The 15570-nt window shown below is 68.3% G+C and carries 11 protein-coding genes; 6 read left to right on the top strand and 5 right to left on the bottom strand.

All coding sequences use genetic code 11. The features are described from left to right. The first annotated feature begins 5 nt into the window (after positions 1-5). The 6 genes from nuoL (at position 6) to LR948_RS02725 (ending at position 8387) form a co-directional block, all read left to right on the top strand. The gene (gene nuoL, locus LR948_RS02750; RefSeq protein WP_232752393.1) at positions 6-2078 is read left to right on the top strand and encodes an NADH-quinone oxidoreductase subunit L; all 2073 of its coding nucleotides are present in this window, start codon (positions 6-8) and stop codon (positions 2076-2078) included. Next, complete coding sequence (locus LR948_RS02745; RefSeq protein WP_232752392.1) at positions 2078-3625, top strand: NADH-quinone oxidoreductase subunit M; 1548 nt, start codon at positions 2078-2080, stop codon at positions 3623-3625. Before nuoL ends, LR948_RS02745 begins: the two co-directional genes overlap by 1 nt. 10 nt (positions 3626-3635) lie before the next feature. Continuing rightward, the gene (gene nuoN, locus LR948_RS02740; RefSeq protein ID WP_232752391.1) at positions 3636-5078 is read left to right on the top strand and encodes an NADH-quinone oxidoreductase subunit NuoN; all 1443 of its coding nucleotides are present in this window, start codon (positions 3636-3638) and stop codon (positions 5076-5078) included. Positions 5079-5181: 103 nt separating this feature from the next. After that, entirely contained in the window at positions 5182-5928 is a 747-nt protein-coding gene (locus LR948_RS02735; protein ID WP_232752390.1) for a biotin--[acetyl-CoA-carboxylase] ligase, read from the top strand. 18 nt (positions 5929-5946) lie between these two features. Then, positions 5947-6729 carry a type III pantothenate kinase gene (locus tag LR948_RS02730; RefSeq protein WP_232752389.1) on the top strand — a complete coding sequence of 261 codons (783 nt, stop codon included), beginning with the start codon at positions 5947-5949 and terminating at the stop codon, positions 6727-6729. Next, a complete protein-coding gene (locus LR948_RS02725) occupies positions 6726-8387 on the top strand; it encodes a ribonuclease J (RefSeq protein ID WP_232752388.1) in 1662 nt (553 codons plus the stop codon). Before LR948_RS02730 ends, LR948_RS02725 begins: the two co-directional genes overlap by 4 nt. On the opposite strand, the gene LR948_RS02720 is transcribed toward LR948_RS02725, so the two are convergent. The 5 genes from LR948_RS02720 to LR948_RS02700 form a co-directional block, all read right to left on the bottom strand. After that, positions 8388-9110, bottom strand: coding sequence for a hypothetical protein (locus LR948_RS02720; protein WP_232752387.1), 723 nt, complete (start codon positions 9108-9110; stop codon positions 8388-8390). 293 nt (positions 9111-9403) lie between these two features. Further along, positions 9404-10987 (bottom strand): DEAD/DEAH box helicase, encoded by a 1584-nt coding sequence (locus LR948_RS02715; RefSeq protein WP_232752386.1) that lies wholly within the window; start codon positions 10985-10987, stop codon positions 9404-9406. A gap of 120 nt (positions 10988-11107) precedes the next feature. Beyond that, positions 11108-12091, bottom strand: a complete 984-nt coding sequence (locus LR948_RS02710; RefSeq protein WP_232752385.1) for a glycosyltransferase family 2 protein — start codon at positions 12089-12091, stop codon at positions 11108-11110. Next, positions 12088-13860, bottom strand: a complete 1773-nt coding sequence (locus tag LR948_RS02705) for a glycosyltransferase family 2 protein (RefSeq protein ID WP_232752384.1) — start codon at positions 13858-13860, stop codon at positions 12088-12090. The genes LR948_RS02710 and LR948_RS02705 overlap by 4 nt, the downstream gene beginning before the upstream one ends. 73 nt (positions 13861-13933) lie before the next feature. After that, positions 13934-15541 carry a peptide chain release factor 3 gene (locus LR948_RS02700; RefSeq protein ID WP_232752383.1) on the bottom strand — a complete coding sequence of 536 codons (1608 nt, stop codon included), beginning with the start codon at positions 15539-15541 and terminating at the stop codon, positions 13934-13936. Between the last annotated feature and the right edge of the window lie 29 nt (positions 15542-15570).

Raw genomic sequence — 15570 nt, 5'->3', positions numbered from 1 at the left:
GCGCAATGGAGACGATCATCCTCTTCGCCCCGCTCGTGGGCGCGCTGATCGCGGGTTTCGGCTGGCGCCTGATCGGCGAGCAGGGCGCCATGTGGGTCACCACGGGCCTGTTGTTCCTGGCCTGCCTGCTGTCCTGGATCGTCTTTCTGGGGCATGACGGCACGACCCAGCAGATCGACATCCTGCGCTGGATCGAAAGCGGCACCATGGCGGCGGACTGGTCGATCCGGCTCGACCGCCTGACGGCGATCATGCTGATCGTGGTGACCACGGTCTCGGCGCTCGTGCACCTCTATTCGATGGGCTACATGGCGCATGACGCCAACTTCAAGGAAGGCGAGGTCTACAAGCCCCGCTTCTTCGCCTATCTGTCCTTCTTCACCTTCGCCATGCTGGCGCTGGTGACCGCCGACAACCTGGTGCAGATGTTCTTCGGCTGGGAAGGCGTGGGCGTCGCCTCCTACCTGCTGATCGGCTTCTACTACAAGAAACCCTCGGCCAATGCCGCGGCGATGAAGGCCTTCATCGTCAACCGCGTCGGCGACTTCGGCTTCGCGCTGGGGATCTTCGGGCTGTACTTCCTGGTCGACTCGGTGCGCTTCGACGATGTCTTCGCCGCCGCGCCAGAACTGGCGGAGACCCAGCTCAGCTTCCTCTGGACCGAATGGAACGCCGCGAACCTCATGGCCTTCCTGCTCTTCGTGGGCGCCATGGGCAAATCGGCCCAGCTGATCCTGCACACCTGGCTGCCGGACGCGATGGAAGGCCCGACGCCGGTCTCGGCGCTGATCCACGCGGCGACCATGGTGACCGCGGGCGTCTTCCTGGTCTGCCGTATGTCGCCGCTGATGGAGTTCGCCCCCGAGGCCATGGCCTTTGTGACCTTCCTCGGCGCGACCACCGCCTTCTTCGCGGCGACGGTGGGCCTCGTGCAGAACGACATCAAGCGCGTGATCGCCTATTCGACCTGCTCGCAGCTCGGCTACATGTTCGTCGCCGCGGGCGTGGGCGTCTACTCGGTGGCGATGTTCCACCTGTTCACGCACGCCTTCTTCAAGGCCATGCTCTTCCTCGGCGCCGGTTCGGTGATCCACGGGATGCACCACGAGCAGGACATGCGGAACTACGGCGGCCTGCGGAAGAAGCTGCCCTATACCTTCTGGGCGATGATGATCGGCACGCTGGCGATCACCGGCGTCGGCATCCCGCTGACCGGCTGGATCGGCTTTGCCGGCTTCGCCTCCAAGGACGCGGTGATCGAAAGCGCCTTCGTCGGCAGCCAGGGCGGCTATGCCTTCTGGATGCTGGTGATCGCGGCGCTCTTCACCTCGTTCTATTCCTGGCGGCTGATGTTCATGACCTTCTACGGCAACCCGCGCGGGGACAAGCACACCCACGAGCATGCCCATGAGAGCCCCTGGACCATGGTCGCGCCGCTCGGCGTGCTGGCGCTCGGCGCGATCTTCGCGGGGATGATCTGGTACGGCAGCTTCTTCGGGAAGACCAACGAGGTGGTGAAGTTCTTCGGCGGCGAATACGCCGAACCGGCCGAGGAGCTGAAAGCCGCCGTGGCCGAGCGCAGCCCCAAGGCCTCGGAGCTGCACTACGTCATGGAGAGCGCGCCGGGCGAGGCGGCGATCTACATGGCCCCCGAGAACACCGTCCTGCACGAGGCGCATTACGTCCCGACCTGGGTCAAGCTCGCGCCCTTCCTGGCCATGGTGATCGGCTTCGGGACGGCCTTCTGGTTCTACATCGTGAACCCCGCGCTGCCGAAGCGCCTCGCGGAGAGCCAGCGCCCGCTCTACCTGTTCCTGCTGAACAAGTGGTATTTCGACGAGCTCTATGACGCCGTCTTCACCCGGCCCGCGCAGGCCATCGGGCGGTTCTTCTGGAGGAGCGGCGACGGGGCCACCATCGACGGCGCGATCAACGGCGTCTCGATGGGCATCATCCCCTTCTTCACCCGGCTCGCGGGCCGCGCGCAGTCCGGCTACATCTTCACCTATGCCTTCTGGATGGTGATCGGGATCGCGGTCCTCATCACCTGGATGTCGCTCAGCGGAGGAGCGGAGTAATGGACAACCTCCTTTCCATCGTGACCTTCCTGCCGGCGCTGGCGGCAGCGATCCTCGGCATCTTCCTGAAAGGCGGCACCGAGGCGGCGGACCGCAACGCCAAGTGGCTGGCGCTGATCGCCACGGGCGCGACCTTCCTGATCTCGCTGTTCATCCTGGCGCAGTTCGACCCGCAGGAGACCGGCTTCCAGATGGTCGAAGAGGGCCGCTGGCTCCTGGGCCTGAACTACAAGATGGGCGTCGACGGCATCTCGGTGCTCTTCGTGCTGCTGACCACCTTCATCATGCCGCTGGTGATCGCCGCCAGCTGGGAGGTGAAGACCAGGGTCAAGGAATACATGATCGCCTTCCTCGTCCTCGAGACGCTGATGCTGGGCGTCTTCATGGCGCTGGACCTGGTGCTCTTCTACCTGTTCTTCGAAGGCGGCCTGATCCCGATGTTCCTGATCATCGGCATCTGGGGCGGCAAGAACCGCATCTACGCGGCCTTCAAGTTCTTCCTCTACACCTTCCTGGGCTCGGTGCTGATGCTGGTGGCCATGGTCGCCATGTATGCCGAGGCGGGCACCACCGACATCCCGACGCTGCTGACCCACCAGTTCCCGGCGGGCGAGATGAACATCCTCGGGATCCACATCGTCGGCGGCATGCAGACGCTGATGTTCCTGGCCTTCTTCGCCTCCTTCGCGGTGAAGATGCCGATGTGGCCGGTGCACACCTGGCTGCCCGACGCCCACGTGCAGGCGCCGACCGCGGGCTCGGTCGTGCTGGCCTCGATCCTGCTGAAGCTCGGCGGCTACGGCTTCCTGCGCTTCAACCTGCCGATGTTCCCGGTGGGCTCCGAGGTGATCGGGCCCTTCGTCCTCTGGCTCTCGGTGATCGCGATCGTCTACACCAGCCTTGTCGCGCTGGTGCAGGAGGACATGAAGAAGCTCATCGCCTACTCCTCGGTGGCGCATATGGGCTATGTCACCATGGGCATCTTCGCGGCCAACCAGCAGGGCATCGACGGGGCGATCTTCCAGATGCTGAGCCACGGCTTCATCTCCGGCGCGCTCTTCCTCTGCGTCGGCGTGATCTACGACCGGATGCACACCCGCGAGATCGACGCCTACGGCGGGCTCGTGAACCGCATGCCGGCCTATGCGCTGATCTTCATGCTCTTCACCATGGCCAACGTCGGGCTGCCGGGCACCTCGGGGTTCATCGGCGAGTTCCTGACGCTCATGGGGGTCTTCCAGGTCAACACCTGGGTCGCGCTCTTCGCGACCTCCGGGGTGATCCTCTCGGCGGGCTACGCGCTGTGGCTCTATCGCCGGGTGGTCATGGGCGACCTGATCAAGGAAAGCCTGAAGACCATCACCGACATGACCCGCCGCGAGAAGGCGATCTTCGCCCCGCTGATCGTCATGACGATCTGGATGGGCGTCTATCCCGCGCCGATCCTCGACCGCATCGGCCCCTCGGTCGAAGCCCTCGTGGCGGATTACGAGACCGCAGTCGCGAACATGCCGCAGGCGACCCAGATCGCCAGCCAGAGCCATTGAGGACCGAGACATGATTTCCTCCGACCTCGCCATCATCCTGCCCGAGATCGTCATCGCGCTTTACGCGATGATCGCGCTGATCGGGGCGGTCTACACCGGCAAGGACGCGCTGGCCCCGACGCTCGTCTGGGTCACCGCCGGCCTCTTCGCCCTTGTCGCGGTCTGGATCGCGACCTCGGGCGGCGGCACCGCCACCGCCTTTGGCGGGATGTTCATCGACGACGGCTTCGCCCGCTTCGCCAAGGTGACGCTGCTGATCTCGGCCGCGGCTGTCCTGGTGATGAGCCAGGAGTACATGGCGCGCCGCGGCATCCTGCGCTTCGAATACCCGCTGCTGATCGCGCTGGCCGCGGTCGGCATGATGGTCATGGTCTCGGCCGGTGACCTCATGGCGCTTTACATGGGCCTCGAGCTGCAGTCGCTGGCGCTTTACGTGGTGGCCTCGCTCCGCCGCGACAGCGCGGTCTCGACCGAGGCGGGCCTGAAGTACTTCGTGCTGGGCGCGCTTTCCTCGGGTCTGCTGCTCTACGGCGCCTCGCTGACCTACGGTTTCGCGGGCACCACGCTCTTTGCCGGCATCATCGAGGCCGCGGGGCAGGGGCAGGCACCGCTCGGGCTGCTCTTCGGCCTGGTGTTCCTGGCCGCGGGCCTGGCCTTCAAGGTCTCGGCCGTGCCCTTCCACATGTGGACGCCGGACGTCTACGAAGGCGCGCCGACCCCGGTAACCGCCTTCTTCGCCACCGCGCCCAAGGTCGCGGCCATGGGGCTCTTTGCGCGGCTCCTGTTCGAAGCCTTCGGCGGCATCACCGGCGACTGGCAGCAGATCGTGGCCTTCCTCTCGGTCCTGTCGATGTTCCTCGGCGGCATCGCGGCGATCGGCCAGACCAACATCAAGCGCCTGATGGCCTATTCCTCGATCGCGCATATGGGCTACGCGCTCATGGGGCTCGCGGCGGGCACGGCGCTCGGCGTGCAGGCCATGCTGATCTACATGGCGATCTACGTCACCATGAACGTCGGCACCTTCGCCTTCATCCTGTCGATGGAGCGCGACGGCCAGCCGGTGACCGACATCGCCTCGCTCAACATGGTCTCCAAGGAAGAGCCCGGCCGGGCGCTCGCCATGCTGGTGCTGCTGTTTTCGCTGGCCGGCGTGCCGCCGCTCGTGGGCTTCTTCGGCAAGCTCTACGTGCTGCGCGCGGCCTATGACGGCGGGCTGGCCTGGCTCGCGGTGGCCGGCGTGGTGGCCAGCGTCATCGGCGCCTTCTACTACCTGCGCATCGTCTATTTCATGTATTTCGGCGAAGAGCGGGACGACGGACTCGACCGCAGTTCTTCTCCCGTGCTCTGGGGCTTCCTGGCGCTCTCGGCCTTTGCCATGGTCGCCGGCGTGATCAACCTCTTCGGCATCGAAGGCGCGGCGGCCGCCGCCGCGGCGACCCTCGTTCAGTGAGGGCAGGCCGCCAGATCCAGATCGACGTGACGCGGGCCCGGGGCCCGCGTTGCGCGTTTTCCGGGGGCTGCCTTGCGGGCCTCGCGCGCCGGGGCCGGACAGCATGAGCTGGCCCGAGGGATACGGGCGCATCGTCCTCGACGAGGTCGACAGCACCAATGCCGAGGCCGCCCGCCGGGGGCCCGAGCTGTCCGCGCCGACCTGGATCCTCGCGCATCGCCAAAGCGCCGCGCGCGGCCGCCGGGGAAGGGCCTGGGCCAACCCCGAGGGCAATTTCGCCGCGACCCTGGTGCTGCGGCCGTCGGCGTCCCTCGAACTGGTGGCGCTGCGCTCCTTCGTGGCGGCGCTGGCGCTTTTTGACACGCTGGTGACGCTGACCGGCCGGACCGAGCCCTTCGCGCTGAAATGGCCGAACGACGTGATGCTGAACGGCGGCAAGGTCGCGGGCATCCTTCTGGAAAGCATGGGCCGAGGGCGGCGCTCGGAGCAGCTCGCCGTGGGCATCGGGGTCAACCTCGCCAATGCGCCCGCGCCCGAGGCGGTCGAGCCGCGCGCCCTGCGCCCGGTCTCGGTCCTGGCCGAGACCGGTTCCGCGATCCCGGCCGAGACCTTCCTCGACCACTTGGCCGCGGCCTATGCGGCGCGCGAGGCGGTGCTGACCGCCCAGGGCTTCGCGCCGATCCGCGAGGATTGGCTGGCGCGCGCCGCGCGGCTTGGCGAAAGCGTGACCGCGCGCACCGGCAGCACCGAGAACACCGGCACCTTCGAGACGGTGGACGCCACGGGCAATCTTGTCCTAAAGACCGCCAAAGGCCGCGTCTCCATCGCCGCCGCGGATGTGTTTTTCTAAACGGAAGGGGACGGGCGGATGCTTCTCGCCATCGATTGCGGCAACACGAACACGGTCTTCTCGATCTGGGACGGCGCCGAGTTCATCGCGAGCTGGCGCACCTCGACCGAACACCAGCGCACCGCGGATCAATACTACGTCTGGCTCTCGACGCTGATGAAGCTGCAGAACATCGAGGCCCGGATCACCGACATGATCGTCTCCTCGACGGTGCCGCGGGTGGTCTTCAACCTGCGGGTCCTGGCGGACCGCTACTTCAACACCCGCCCGCTGGTCGTCGGCCGCCCCGACTGCGCGCTGCCCATCGAGGTGCGCGTCGATGCCGGCACCCAGGTCGGCCCGGACCGGCTGGTGAACACCGTGGCGGGCTACGACCTCTATGGCGGCGACCTGATCGTCGTGGACTTCGGCACCGCCACCACCTTCGACGTGGTGGACAGCGACGGCGCTTACGTGGGCGGGGTGATCGCCCCGGGGGTGAACCTCTCGCTCCAGGCCCTGCACGAGGCCGCGGCGGCGCTGCCGCATGTCGACATCTCGCGGCCGCAGCGGGTCGTGGGCACCAATACCGTCGCCTGCATGCAGTCGGGCATCTTCTGGGGCTACGTCGGCGTGATCCGCGAGGTCTGCGCCCGGATCAAGGCCGAGCGCGAACGTCCGATGAAGATCATCGCGACAGGCGGTCTCGCCCCGTTGTTCCAGCAGGCGGAAGACTTATTTGACGACTGGAAAGACGAACTGACGATGCATGGCCTGCGGGTCATCCACAATTACAACAAGACCGAGGGATCCAACCCATGAGCGGTAAGAGATTGATCTACCTGCCCCTAGGCGGGGCCGGTGAAATTGGCATGAACTGTTATGTCTACGGCTACGGCGCACCCGGAGAGGAACGGCTGATCGTCGTCGACCTGGGCGTGACCTTCCCGGACATGGAGACCTCTCCGGGGGTCGACCTGATCTTCCCCGACGTGAGCTGGCTGAAGGAACGCCGCGACCGGATCGAGGCGATCTTCGTGACCCATGCCCACGAGGACCACGTCGGCGCCGTGGCGCATTTCTGGGAAGACCTCGGCGCGCCGGTCTACGCGCGCGCCTTCACCGCCAATATCGCGCGGCGGAAGTTCGACGAACGCGGGCTCGGCCCCGAGATCGTCAAGACCCAGGAGCCCTGGCCCGAGACCCAGACGGCCGGCCCCTTCGAAGTCGGCTTCGTGCCGATCTCGCATTCCATCCCCGAAAGCTCGGGGCTGGTGATCGACACGCCGATGGGCCGGCTGGTCCATACCGGCGACTTCAAGATCGACGCGACCCCGGTGGTGGGCGAGCCCTTCGACACCGCGACCTGGGAAGAGATCGGCCGCGAGGGCGTGACCGCGCTTGTTTGCGATTCCACCAATGTCTTCTCCGACCACGAGGGCCGCTCCGAGGCCACCGTGGGCCCCGAGATCGAGAAGCTGCTGCTGGACGCCAAGGGCATGGTGGTCGCGACCACCTTCGCCTCCAACGTGGCGCGGCTGAAGACCCTGGCCGAGGCCGGCGAACGGGCCGGGCGCTCGATCGTGCTGATGGGCCGCGCCATGCGCCGCATGGTCGAGGCCGCGACCGAGACCGGCGTGCTCGACCGTTTCCCCGCGACCGTCCCGGTCGAGGATGCGGCCGATGTCCCGCGCGAGAACCTGATGCTGATCGTGACCGGCAGCCAGGGCGAACGCCGGGCCGCCTCGGCGCAGCTTGCCCGTGGCAAGCACTTCGGCATGGAGCTGAAGGAGGGCGACCTGTTCCTCTTCTCCTCCAAGACCATCCCGGGCAATGAGAAGGGCGTGATCCGCATCATGAACCAGCTCTCGGAAAAGGGCGTGGACGTGATCGATGACAGCTCGGGCCGCTACCACGTCTCGGGCCATGCCAACCGCCCGGACCTGATCGCCATGCACAAGCTGGTCGATCCCAAGCTGGTGGTGCCGATGCACGGCGAACACCGCCACCTGCGGATGCATGCGCGCCTGGCCCAGGAAAACGGCCGCCGCGGCGCGCTGGCGGTGAACGGCACGATGATCGATCTGACCACCGGCAAGCCCTGCGACTACGTCGAGACCGGGCGGACCTACCTCGACGGGTCGGTCATGGTCGGTGCGCTCGACGGGGTGGTGCGCGACCGCATCCGCATGGCGCTCAACGGCCATGTGACGGTCACGCTGGTCCTCGACGAGGAAGACCAGCCCCTGGGCGAGCCCTGGTGCGACACCATGGGCCTGACCGAGACCGGCCGCAGCCAGCAGCCGCTGGAGGCCGCGCTGGAAGAGGAGCTGGCGCAATTCGTAGACCGCGCCAAGCCCAAGGTCCTGGCCGATGACGACGCGCTCGAGGAAGGGCTGCGCCGCGCGGTGCGCAACGCCGCCCAGAACGAGATGGGCAAGAAGCCCGAGGTCACCGTGGTGATCTCGCGCCTCAGCTGATCATTGCAGACTGGGATCCCGGTCCTCGGGGTCCTGGAAACTGCCGTCGAGCGGGGGCAGGGCAGAGCCCTTCTCCGCGCCCGAGCAGTAATAAAGCGCGCCGCCCACGGCGACGACGGTGACGCCCGCGCCGACCATGGCGAGCGGCGCCCCCGTCGCGCCGAGGGCCGCCGTTCCGGCCTTGCCGAGCGCCCCCAGAACCAGCTCCTTCGACCCCGAGAGGATCAGCGCGCCCGAGCCGTGCTGCAAGCCGTCGAGCCGCGCGCGGCCCTCGGTGGCGCGGCTCTGCACGGCGGAGGCCAGCGCCGCGGTGGTGGCCACCGTGGCATCCGCGGCGGCGTTCACCTTCTGGCAAGAGGTCGTGGTGCAATGTCCCCGGTAGTTGCGCGGGCCGGGCACCAGGACGTAGCCGCTGTCGTCGGGTTCGGTCAGGCAGTAACCCTCGACGTCCTGGGCGGGCACCCGGCTGGCAAGATAGGCGATCACCGTCTGGCTGTCGCAGGCGGGCGGACGGCCGCGCGCGCGGTCCCAGCGCCGGGCGGGCCAGTCGGTCAGCCGCTCGCGCAGGCCGGGGGCCTCCTCGGCCTCCAGCGCGTCGGATAGTTCGTCGCGGTCGATGGTGATCTCGCTGGCGTTGACCGTGGCGGTGCAGAGGTCCTCGGCCAGGGCCGGGCCCGCCGCGCCCAAAAGCGCGGCAAGGGTCAAAGTCGCGATGCGGGGCAATTGCGCCTCCCTGTTCTGTGCTGCTCGAGAGGGCAGGATAGGGCGCGCGGAGGGGCCCGCATGTCACCCTCGGGTGATCGGCGGGGTTTCGCCGGCGGGGGCGCGGCTGTAGCGGCATCGGCCTGGCGCGCGCTCACGAGATCCGTGCTGAGGGCAGGTGAGGCAGAGGTGTCTGGGAGACTTGCCTAAGGGCGCGGCGCCGGTTTCAGGAGAGCCACTCGGGCCGGGCAGCGCCACCCTGCGGGCGCTGCAAAGGATGTGCGGGGCGGCGGAACCCGCCGCCCGCGCCGCAATCAGCTCGCCTTGCGCTCGTCGAGGCTCTTGGCGATGAAGGTCGGCATGTGATCACCCATGCCCACCACGTCGTTTTTCTTGTCGTCGCCGCGCGGCTTGCCCTTGCCGCCGCGGCGGGACTTGGGCTTCTCGGCGGGCTTGCCGCGGCCCGAGGACGTGTCCTGGCCCTCGTTGGAGGCGGCGGCCTCCTGCGGGGCCTCGGCCTTGGGCTCGGGCTTGGCGTCTGCCTTCGCGGCGGGCTTGGCGTCTGCCTTCGCCTCGGGCGCCGCCTCGGCCGGCGCGTCGGTCTTGGCCTCGGCCTGCGCCTCTGCGGGCTGCTCCTTGGCGCGGCTGCTGCCGCCCCGGCTGCGCGAGCGGGACCGCGAGCGCTTGGGCTTCTGCCCGCTCTCGCCCTCGGCGCTTTCCGCCGCGCCGGAGGGTGCCGGTGCGCTCTCGCCCAGCGGGTTCTCGAGCCGCGGGATCGGCTTGTCGATCAGCCGCTCCACGTCCTCGAGGTTCTTCTCGTCGCGCGGGATGCAAAGCGTCACCGCCTTGCCCTCGCGGCCGGCACGGCCGGTGCGGCCGATCCGGTGCACGTAGTCCTCGGCATGGCCGGGCACGTCGAAGTTGAAGACATGGCTGACCGAGGGCACGTCGAGTCCGCGCGCCGCCACGTCCGAGGCCACCAGGATCTTCAACTCGCCCGCGCGGAAGCCATCCAGCGTCCGGGTGCGCACCGACTGGTCCAGGTCGCCATGGATCGGCCCGGCATCATAGCCGTATTTCTTCAGCGATTTCGCGACGATATCCACGTCGACCTTGCGGTTGCAGAAGACGATCGCATTGGTCAGCCGCTCGCCCTCGGCGTCGATCAGCGCGCGCAGCGCGCGGCGCTTCTCGCTGTCGGCGCGGTCGCGGCGCGAGGGCTGCAGCATCAAGACGCCCTGTTCGATGGTCTCCGAGGCGGTCGCCTGGCGGGCCACCTCGATCCGCGCCGGAGCGGCCAGGAAGGTGTTGGTGATGCGCTCGATCTCGGTCGCCATGGTGGCCGAGAAGAACAGCGTCTGCCGGGTGAAGGGCGTGAGCGAGAAGATCCGCTCGATATCCGGGATGAAGCCCATGTCGAGCATCCGGTCGGCCTCGTCGACCACCATGATCTCGATCCCGGTCAGCAGGAGCTTGCCGCGCTCGAAATGGTCGAGCAGCCGGCCCGGCGTGGCGATCAGCACGTCGACGCCCTTGTCGATCAGCGCGTCCTGCTCCTTGAAGGAGACGCCGCCAATCAGCAGCGCCTTGGTCAGCTTCACGTGCTTGGCATAGGTGTCGAAGTTTTCCGCCACCTGCGCGGCCAGTTCCCGCGTCGGGCAAAGCACCAGGCTGCGCGGCATCCGCGCCCGGGCGCGGCCGCGCGCCAGCTTGGTGATCATCGGCAGCGTGAAGCTGGCGGTCTTGCCGGTGCCGGTCTGGGCGATGCCCAGCACGTCCTGCCCGTCGAGCGCGGGGGGAATCGCGCCGGCCTGGATGGGGGTCGGCGTCTCGTAGCCGGCTTCTTCGATGGCTTTCAGCACTTTAGGGCTGAGATTGAGATCAGAGAACTTTGTCATGTGTATCCGGTTTTCACGGACACATCTCGGCCCGTGCATCTGCGTCAGAGGGGCCGCAACGGCCCGGGGTGGCGGCATGCCACCAAGCGTGGCGTTCCATAGCGAAAAGGCGCCGATCCGTCAATCTGAGCGCAGGGGCAACGGGGCTTCGGAGGTGCAAATTGCGCTGAAGTGCCGCGCCACCAGGGCCTTGAGGTCCATCTCGCGGCTGAGAAGCAGCCCTTCGGCGGCAAGCCGGGAGGTCAACTCTGGGCTGGCGGTCGCGACCTCCTCGTAGAAGCGCCGCAGGGCGGGGCGCCCGCCCTCACCCTCGATCCGGGCGAAAAGCGCGTGCAGGTTCAGCGCGTCGCGTCCGCGCGCCTGCGGGTTGAGCTCGGCCCGGTAGGAGCCCGCGTCACGCCGGAAGGCATAGGCGGCCTCGAACTCTGCCCAGCTCGCGGCGTGAAAGTGGCCCAGCCTGAGGCTTGGCAGGGGGACCTCGCCGGGGTTCTGCTGGCCTTCCAGGATCACGTTGTGAATGCGGATCTGCAGGCCCTTGGTGCCCGCGCGGAAGAAAAGCTTGCCCGCCACATGGCTCAGGAACCCGCCCGAGAGGTGCCGCGCCCAAGGGCCGAAGACCCGCTCCGCCGCCGCCTGCCGGCGCGCCTGGTCGAGGTGGAAGTCCTTGAAAAGGCGCGTCGTTCCGGGGGCGCCTGTGGGCGCCAGCGCCTCCACCGGGCGCATCCGGGCGCAGAGCGCACTGTGCGGCAGGGCCGCCAGCGTCTCGGCGACGGAGCCTTCCGGCCCCCCGGGCAGAAGGAACTCGTCGACATCCACATGCGCCAGCCAGTCCAGGTCGCCCGCGCGATTGTTGGCGTGCCGCGCGTTCCGGCACTGGCGGTTCTGGTGCCGCTCGGGCCGGCCGCCCTTGCTCTGCCAGTAGTCCGGCCCGGTCTCGGTCACGCGGATGCGCGGATGGGCCGAGAGCGCGCGCGCGGCCTCCGGGTCGCCGTCGTCGAGGTAGAGATGCAGCCGCGCCGCGCCCAGCTCGAGGTGCCAGGCCGCAAACTCCAGCGCCCGGGGCAGGGGCGCCTTCAGCGTGGTCACCAGCCCCCAGCGCGTCACGCCGCGCGGCCTCGGAAGACGCGCGCCACCGCCCCGTCGAGGTCGAGCGGGAAGTCCACCAGCATGCCCCGCGCGGCGAGCCGCGCGCGCAGTTCGGCCGTGTCGCGGCAGACCTCGTCGAAAAAGGCGCGCAGGCCGGGCTCGCCCTCGTCCTCCTGCAGGAGCCGCAGGATGTCGGCGATTCCCATGACCTCGGGGCGTTCGCTTTGCTTGGCGTAGGAGCCGCGCGCCAGGCGGAAGTCGAGATGGGCGCGGAAGACCTCCCAGCTTGGCGCGTGCAGATGGCCGAGGCGCAGGCCCGGCAGCTCGGCCTGGTTGCTGACCTCGGCGCCGCGATGTTTCAGCGCGTGGATGCCGAGCCGCGTGTCGGGGATGCCGGTGCGGGCGAAGACCTTGCCGCTGGTATGGCTGAGAAACCCGCCGGGCAGATGCAGGCCGAAGGTCGGATAGACCTCTTGCAGCTCGGCCTTTTGCACGCCCGCGGCGCTATGGGTCAGCTTGAAGGCGCGGGGGCTCTGGTCTTCCGCGACGGCCAGCGCCTCTGCCGGGGTCAGCCGGGCAAAGGCGGCCTCGGGCGGGACCTCGGCCAGGCATTGCGCCACCGGGCGGTCGGGCAGGAGCAGCTCGTCGAGGTCGATATGGGCCAGCCAATCGAGGTCCTCGGCCTCGGCGCGCAGGCTGCGGGTGGCGTTCCAGACCTGGCGCAGCTGGTGCGCCTCCATCCGGGGTTTGCCGACCGCCTCCCAATAGGCGGCGTCGCAGGTGGTGACCTGAACGTGCGGATCGCGGGTCAGCGTCTCGGCCAGCTCGGGCGCGGGAGTGTCGAGGTAAATCAAGACCTTGGCTGCGCCCAACTCGAGGTGATGCGCGGCGAAGCGCAGCGCAGCTTGCGGCTCGGGCCGGATGGTGGCGACGACGCCCCAGCGCAGGCTGTCGGCCGTGAGGCTTTTTGCGCGGGCCGGGACCGCGACGGGGTTCTGGGCCGGGTCGGCGAGCGGGGTCCCGGCGGCCTCGCGCCGGGCCTTGCGGCGGCGCATGATCGCGAGCCGGCGGAAGACCGTGGCGGGATCGGCGATCAGTTCCTCGATCAGCGCACGGGCCAGCGGGCGCAGCACCGGGGCGGCCTCGGCCTCCTGCCAGAGACGGCCCAGGAGGTTCACGTCGAGCCCGCCCGAGGAAAGCGCATAGGCGTCCATCTGCATCGGCAGCGCGGCGCGGGTGCGGGAGGTCAGGGCAAAGGGTTTCTCGGGCGGTTTTCCGGAAAAAAGCCGTTCGGATTCATAGAGTTTCATCGCCCCGAAGAGGGTCGAGAGCGCCAGCCCCGCGGCGCGTTCGGCGGGCTCTGCGCCATGGTCGCCGAAGGTGGTGAGCGCCGAGACCTGCCAGCGCAGGTCCAGCTCCTGCAGCAGGAAGTCCGCCTCCTCGGCCCAGAGCCTGCGGAAGAGCGCGGGCGCTTCCTCTGGGAAGGCGCGCTTGCGCAGATGCGCGATCAGAAGTCCGTGCAGCGCGGCCAGTTCTGACTGCCCGGTGAATTCCTGCCGCAGGGCAAAGCGCTTGCGGTGGTAGGAGGACCGGAAGGGCGGCGCCTCGGCGGGATCCTCGGCCGGATCGGTGACGCGCGCGGCCTTCAGCGGGGCCAGGTCGAGGTCGAGGGGCGGCAGGCCTTCGCCCGGGGCATGGGTCAGCGGGTCGCGCCGGCCCTCCATCTGGGTCAGCACGGCTGCCATGCCACCGGGGTAGGTGGCCGCCCTGTCGTCACGCCTGGTCATGCGGTGCGAAGCCTGGCGCAGCTTTGGGGCCGGAACAAGCCTGGGCCGTGGCCAGTGCGGGGCGCGCGTGGCCTCAGACCATCATTTCCTTGGTCGCCGAGAGCGTGATCTCGGGGTAGTCGCGCACCACCCGGTCGATGTCCCACTGCAGGCGGGTCAGATAGACCATGTCACCGTCGTTGTCGGCGGCGATATGCTGCTTGTTGGCATTGGCGAAACGGTCGACCGCCTGCTTGTCGCCATGCACCCAGCGCGCCGAGGTGAACTGCGAGGGCTCGAAGCGCACCGGCAGCCCGTATTCCTGTTCGATCCGGCTGCCCAGCACCTCGAACTGCAGCTGGCCCACGACGCCGACGATGAAGCCCGAGCCGATGTTCGGTTTGAAGACCTTGGCCGCGCCTTCCTCGGCGAATTGCATCAGCGCCTTCTCCAGGTGCTTGGCCTTCATCGGGTCGCCCGCGCGGCAGCTTTGCAGCAGTTCCGGCGCGAAAGAGGGGATGCCGGTGACCTTCAGCCCCTCGCCCTCGGTCAGCGTGTCGCCGATGCGCAGCTGGCCGTGGTTCGGGATGCCGATGATGTCGCCGGCCCAGGCTTCCTCGGCCAGTTCGCGGTCCGAGGCCAGGAAAAGCACAGGCGCCGAGACGGTCATCGGCTTCTTCGAGCGCACATGGGTCAGTTTCATCCCGCGTTGGAAATGGCCCGAGGAGAGCCGCACGAAGGCCACCCGGTCGCGGTGCTTGGGGTCCATGTTGGCCTGCACCTTGAAGACGAAGCCCGAGACCTTCTTTTCCTCGGGCGCGATCTGGCGGGGTTCGGCGCTGGTGGGCTGCGGCTCGGGGGCGAGCCGCCCGATGCCGTCCATCAGCTCCTTCACGCCGAAGGAGTTGATCGCAGAGCCGAACCAGATCGGGGTCATATGGCCCTCGACCACCGCCTGCGGATCGAGCCTGGGCAGAAGCTCGCGCGCCATCTCGACCTCTTCGCGGAGCTGCCCCAGGAGGTGCGCGGGCACATGTTCGTCGAGCTTGGGGTCGTCGAGCCCCTCGAGCTTGATCGACTCGCTGACGCGGTTGCGGTCGGCCCGGTCCATCAGCTCGAGCCGGTCGTTCAGCATGTCGTAGGCGCCCAGGAAATCGCGGCCGAGCCCGATCGGCCAGGAGGCGGGCGTCACGTCGATCGCCAGGTTTTCCTGGATCTCGTCGATGATCTCGAAGGTGTCGCGGCTTTCGCGGTCCATCTTGTTGCAGAAGGTCAGGATCGGCAGGTCGCGCAGCCGGCAGACCTCGAAAAGCTTGCGGGTCTGGCTTTCCACGCCCTTGGCCCCGTCGATCACCATGATCGCCGCGTCGACCGCGGTCAGCGTGCGATAGGTGTCCTCGGAGAAATCCGAGTGGCCGGGCGTGTCGACCAGGTTGTAGCGGAAGGGCCCGTAGTCGAAGGACATGGCCGAGGCCGAGACCGAGATCCCGCGGTCCTTTTCCATCTGCATGTAGTCCGACCGGGTGCGCCGGGCCTCGCCCTTGGCGCGGACCTGGCCGGCCATCTGGATCGCACCGCCGAAAAGCAGGAACTTCTCGGTCAGCGTGGTCTTGCCCGCGTCGGGATGCGAGATGATCGCAAAGGTGCGGCGGCGCGCGATCTCGGCGGGCAGGTCGGGGCGGTTGGTGGGCAGGTCCAGCATGGGGCGCCATATAGCGGCGCGCCGGGCCC

Origin of the sequence: Roseivivax sp. GX 12232, assembly GCF_021272185.1 — a bacterium.
In the GTDB taxonomy this organism is placed as follows: domain Bacteria; phylum Pseudomonadota; class Alphaproteobacteria; order Rhodobacterales; family Rhodobacteraceae; genus Roseivivax.
This window is presented reverse-complemented; position numbering and strand designations above follow the sequence as displayed.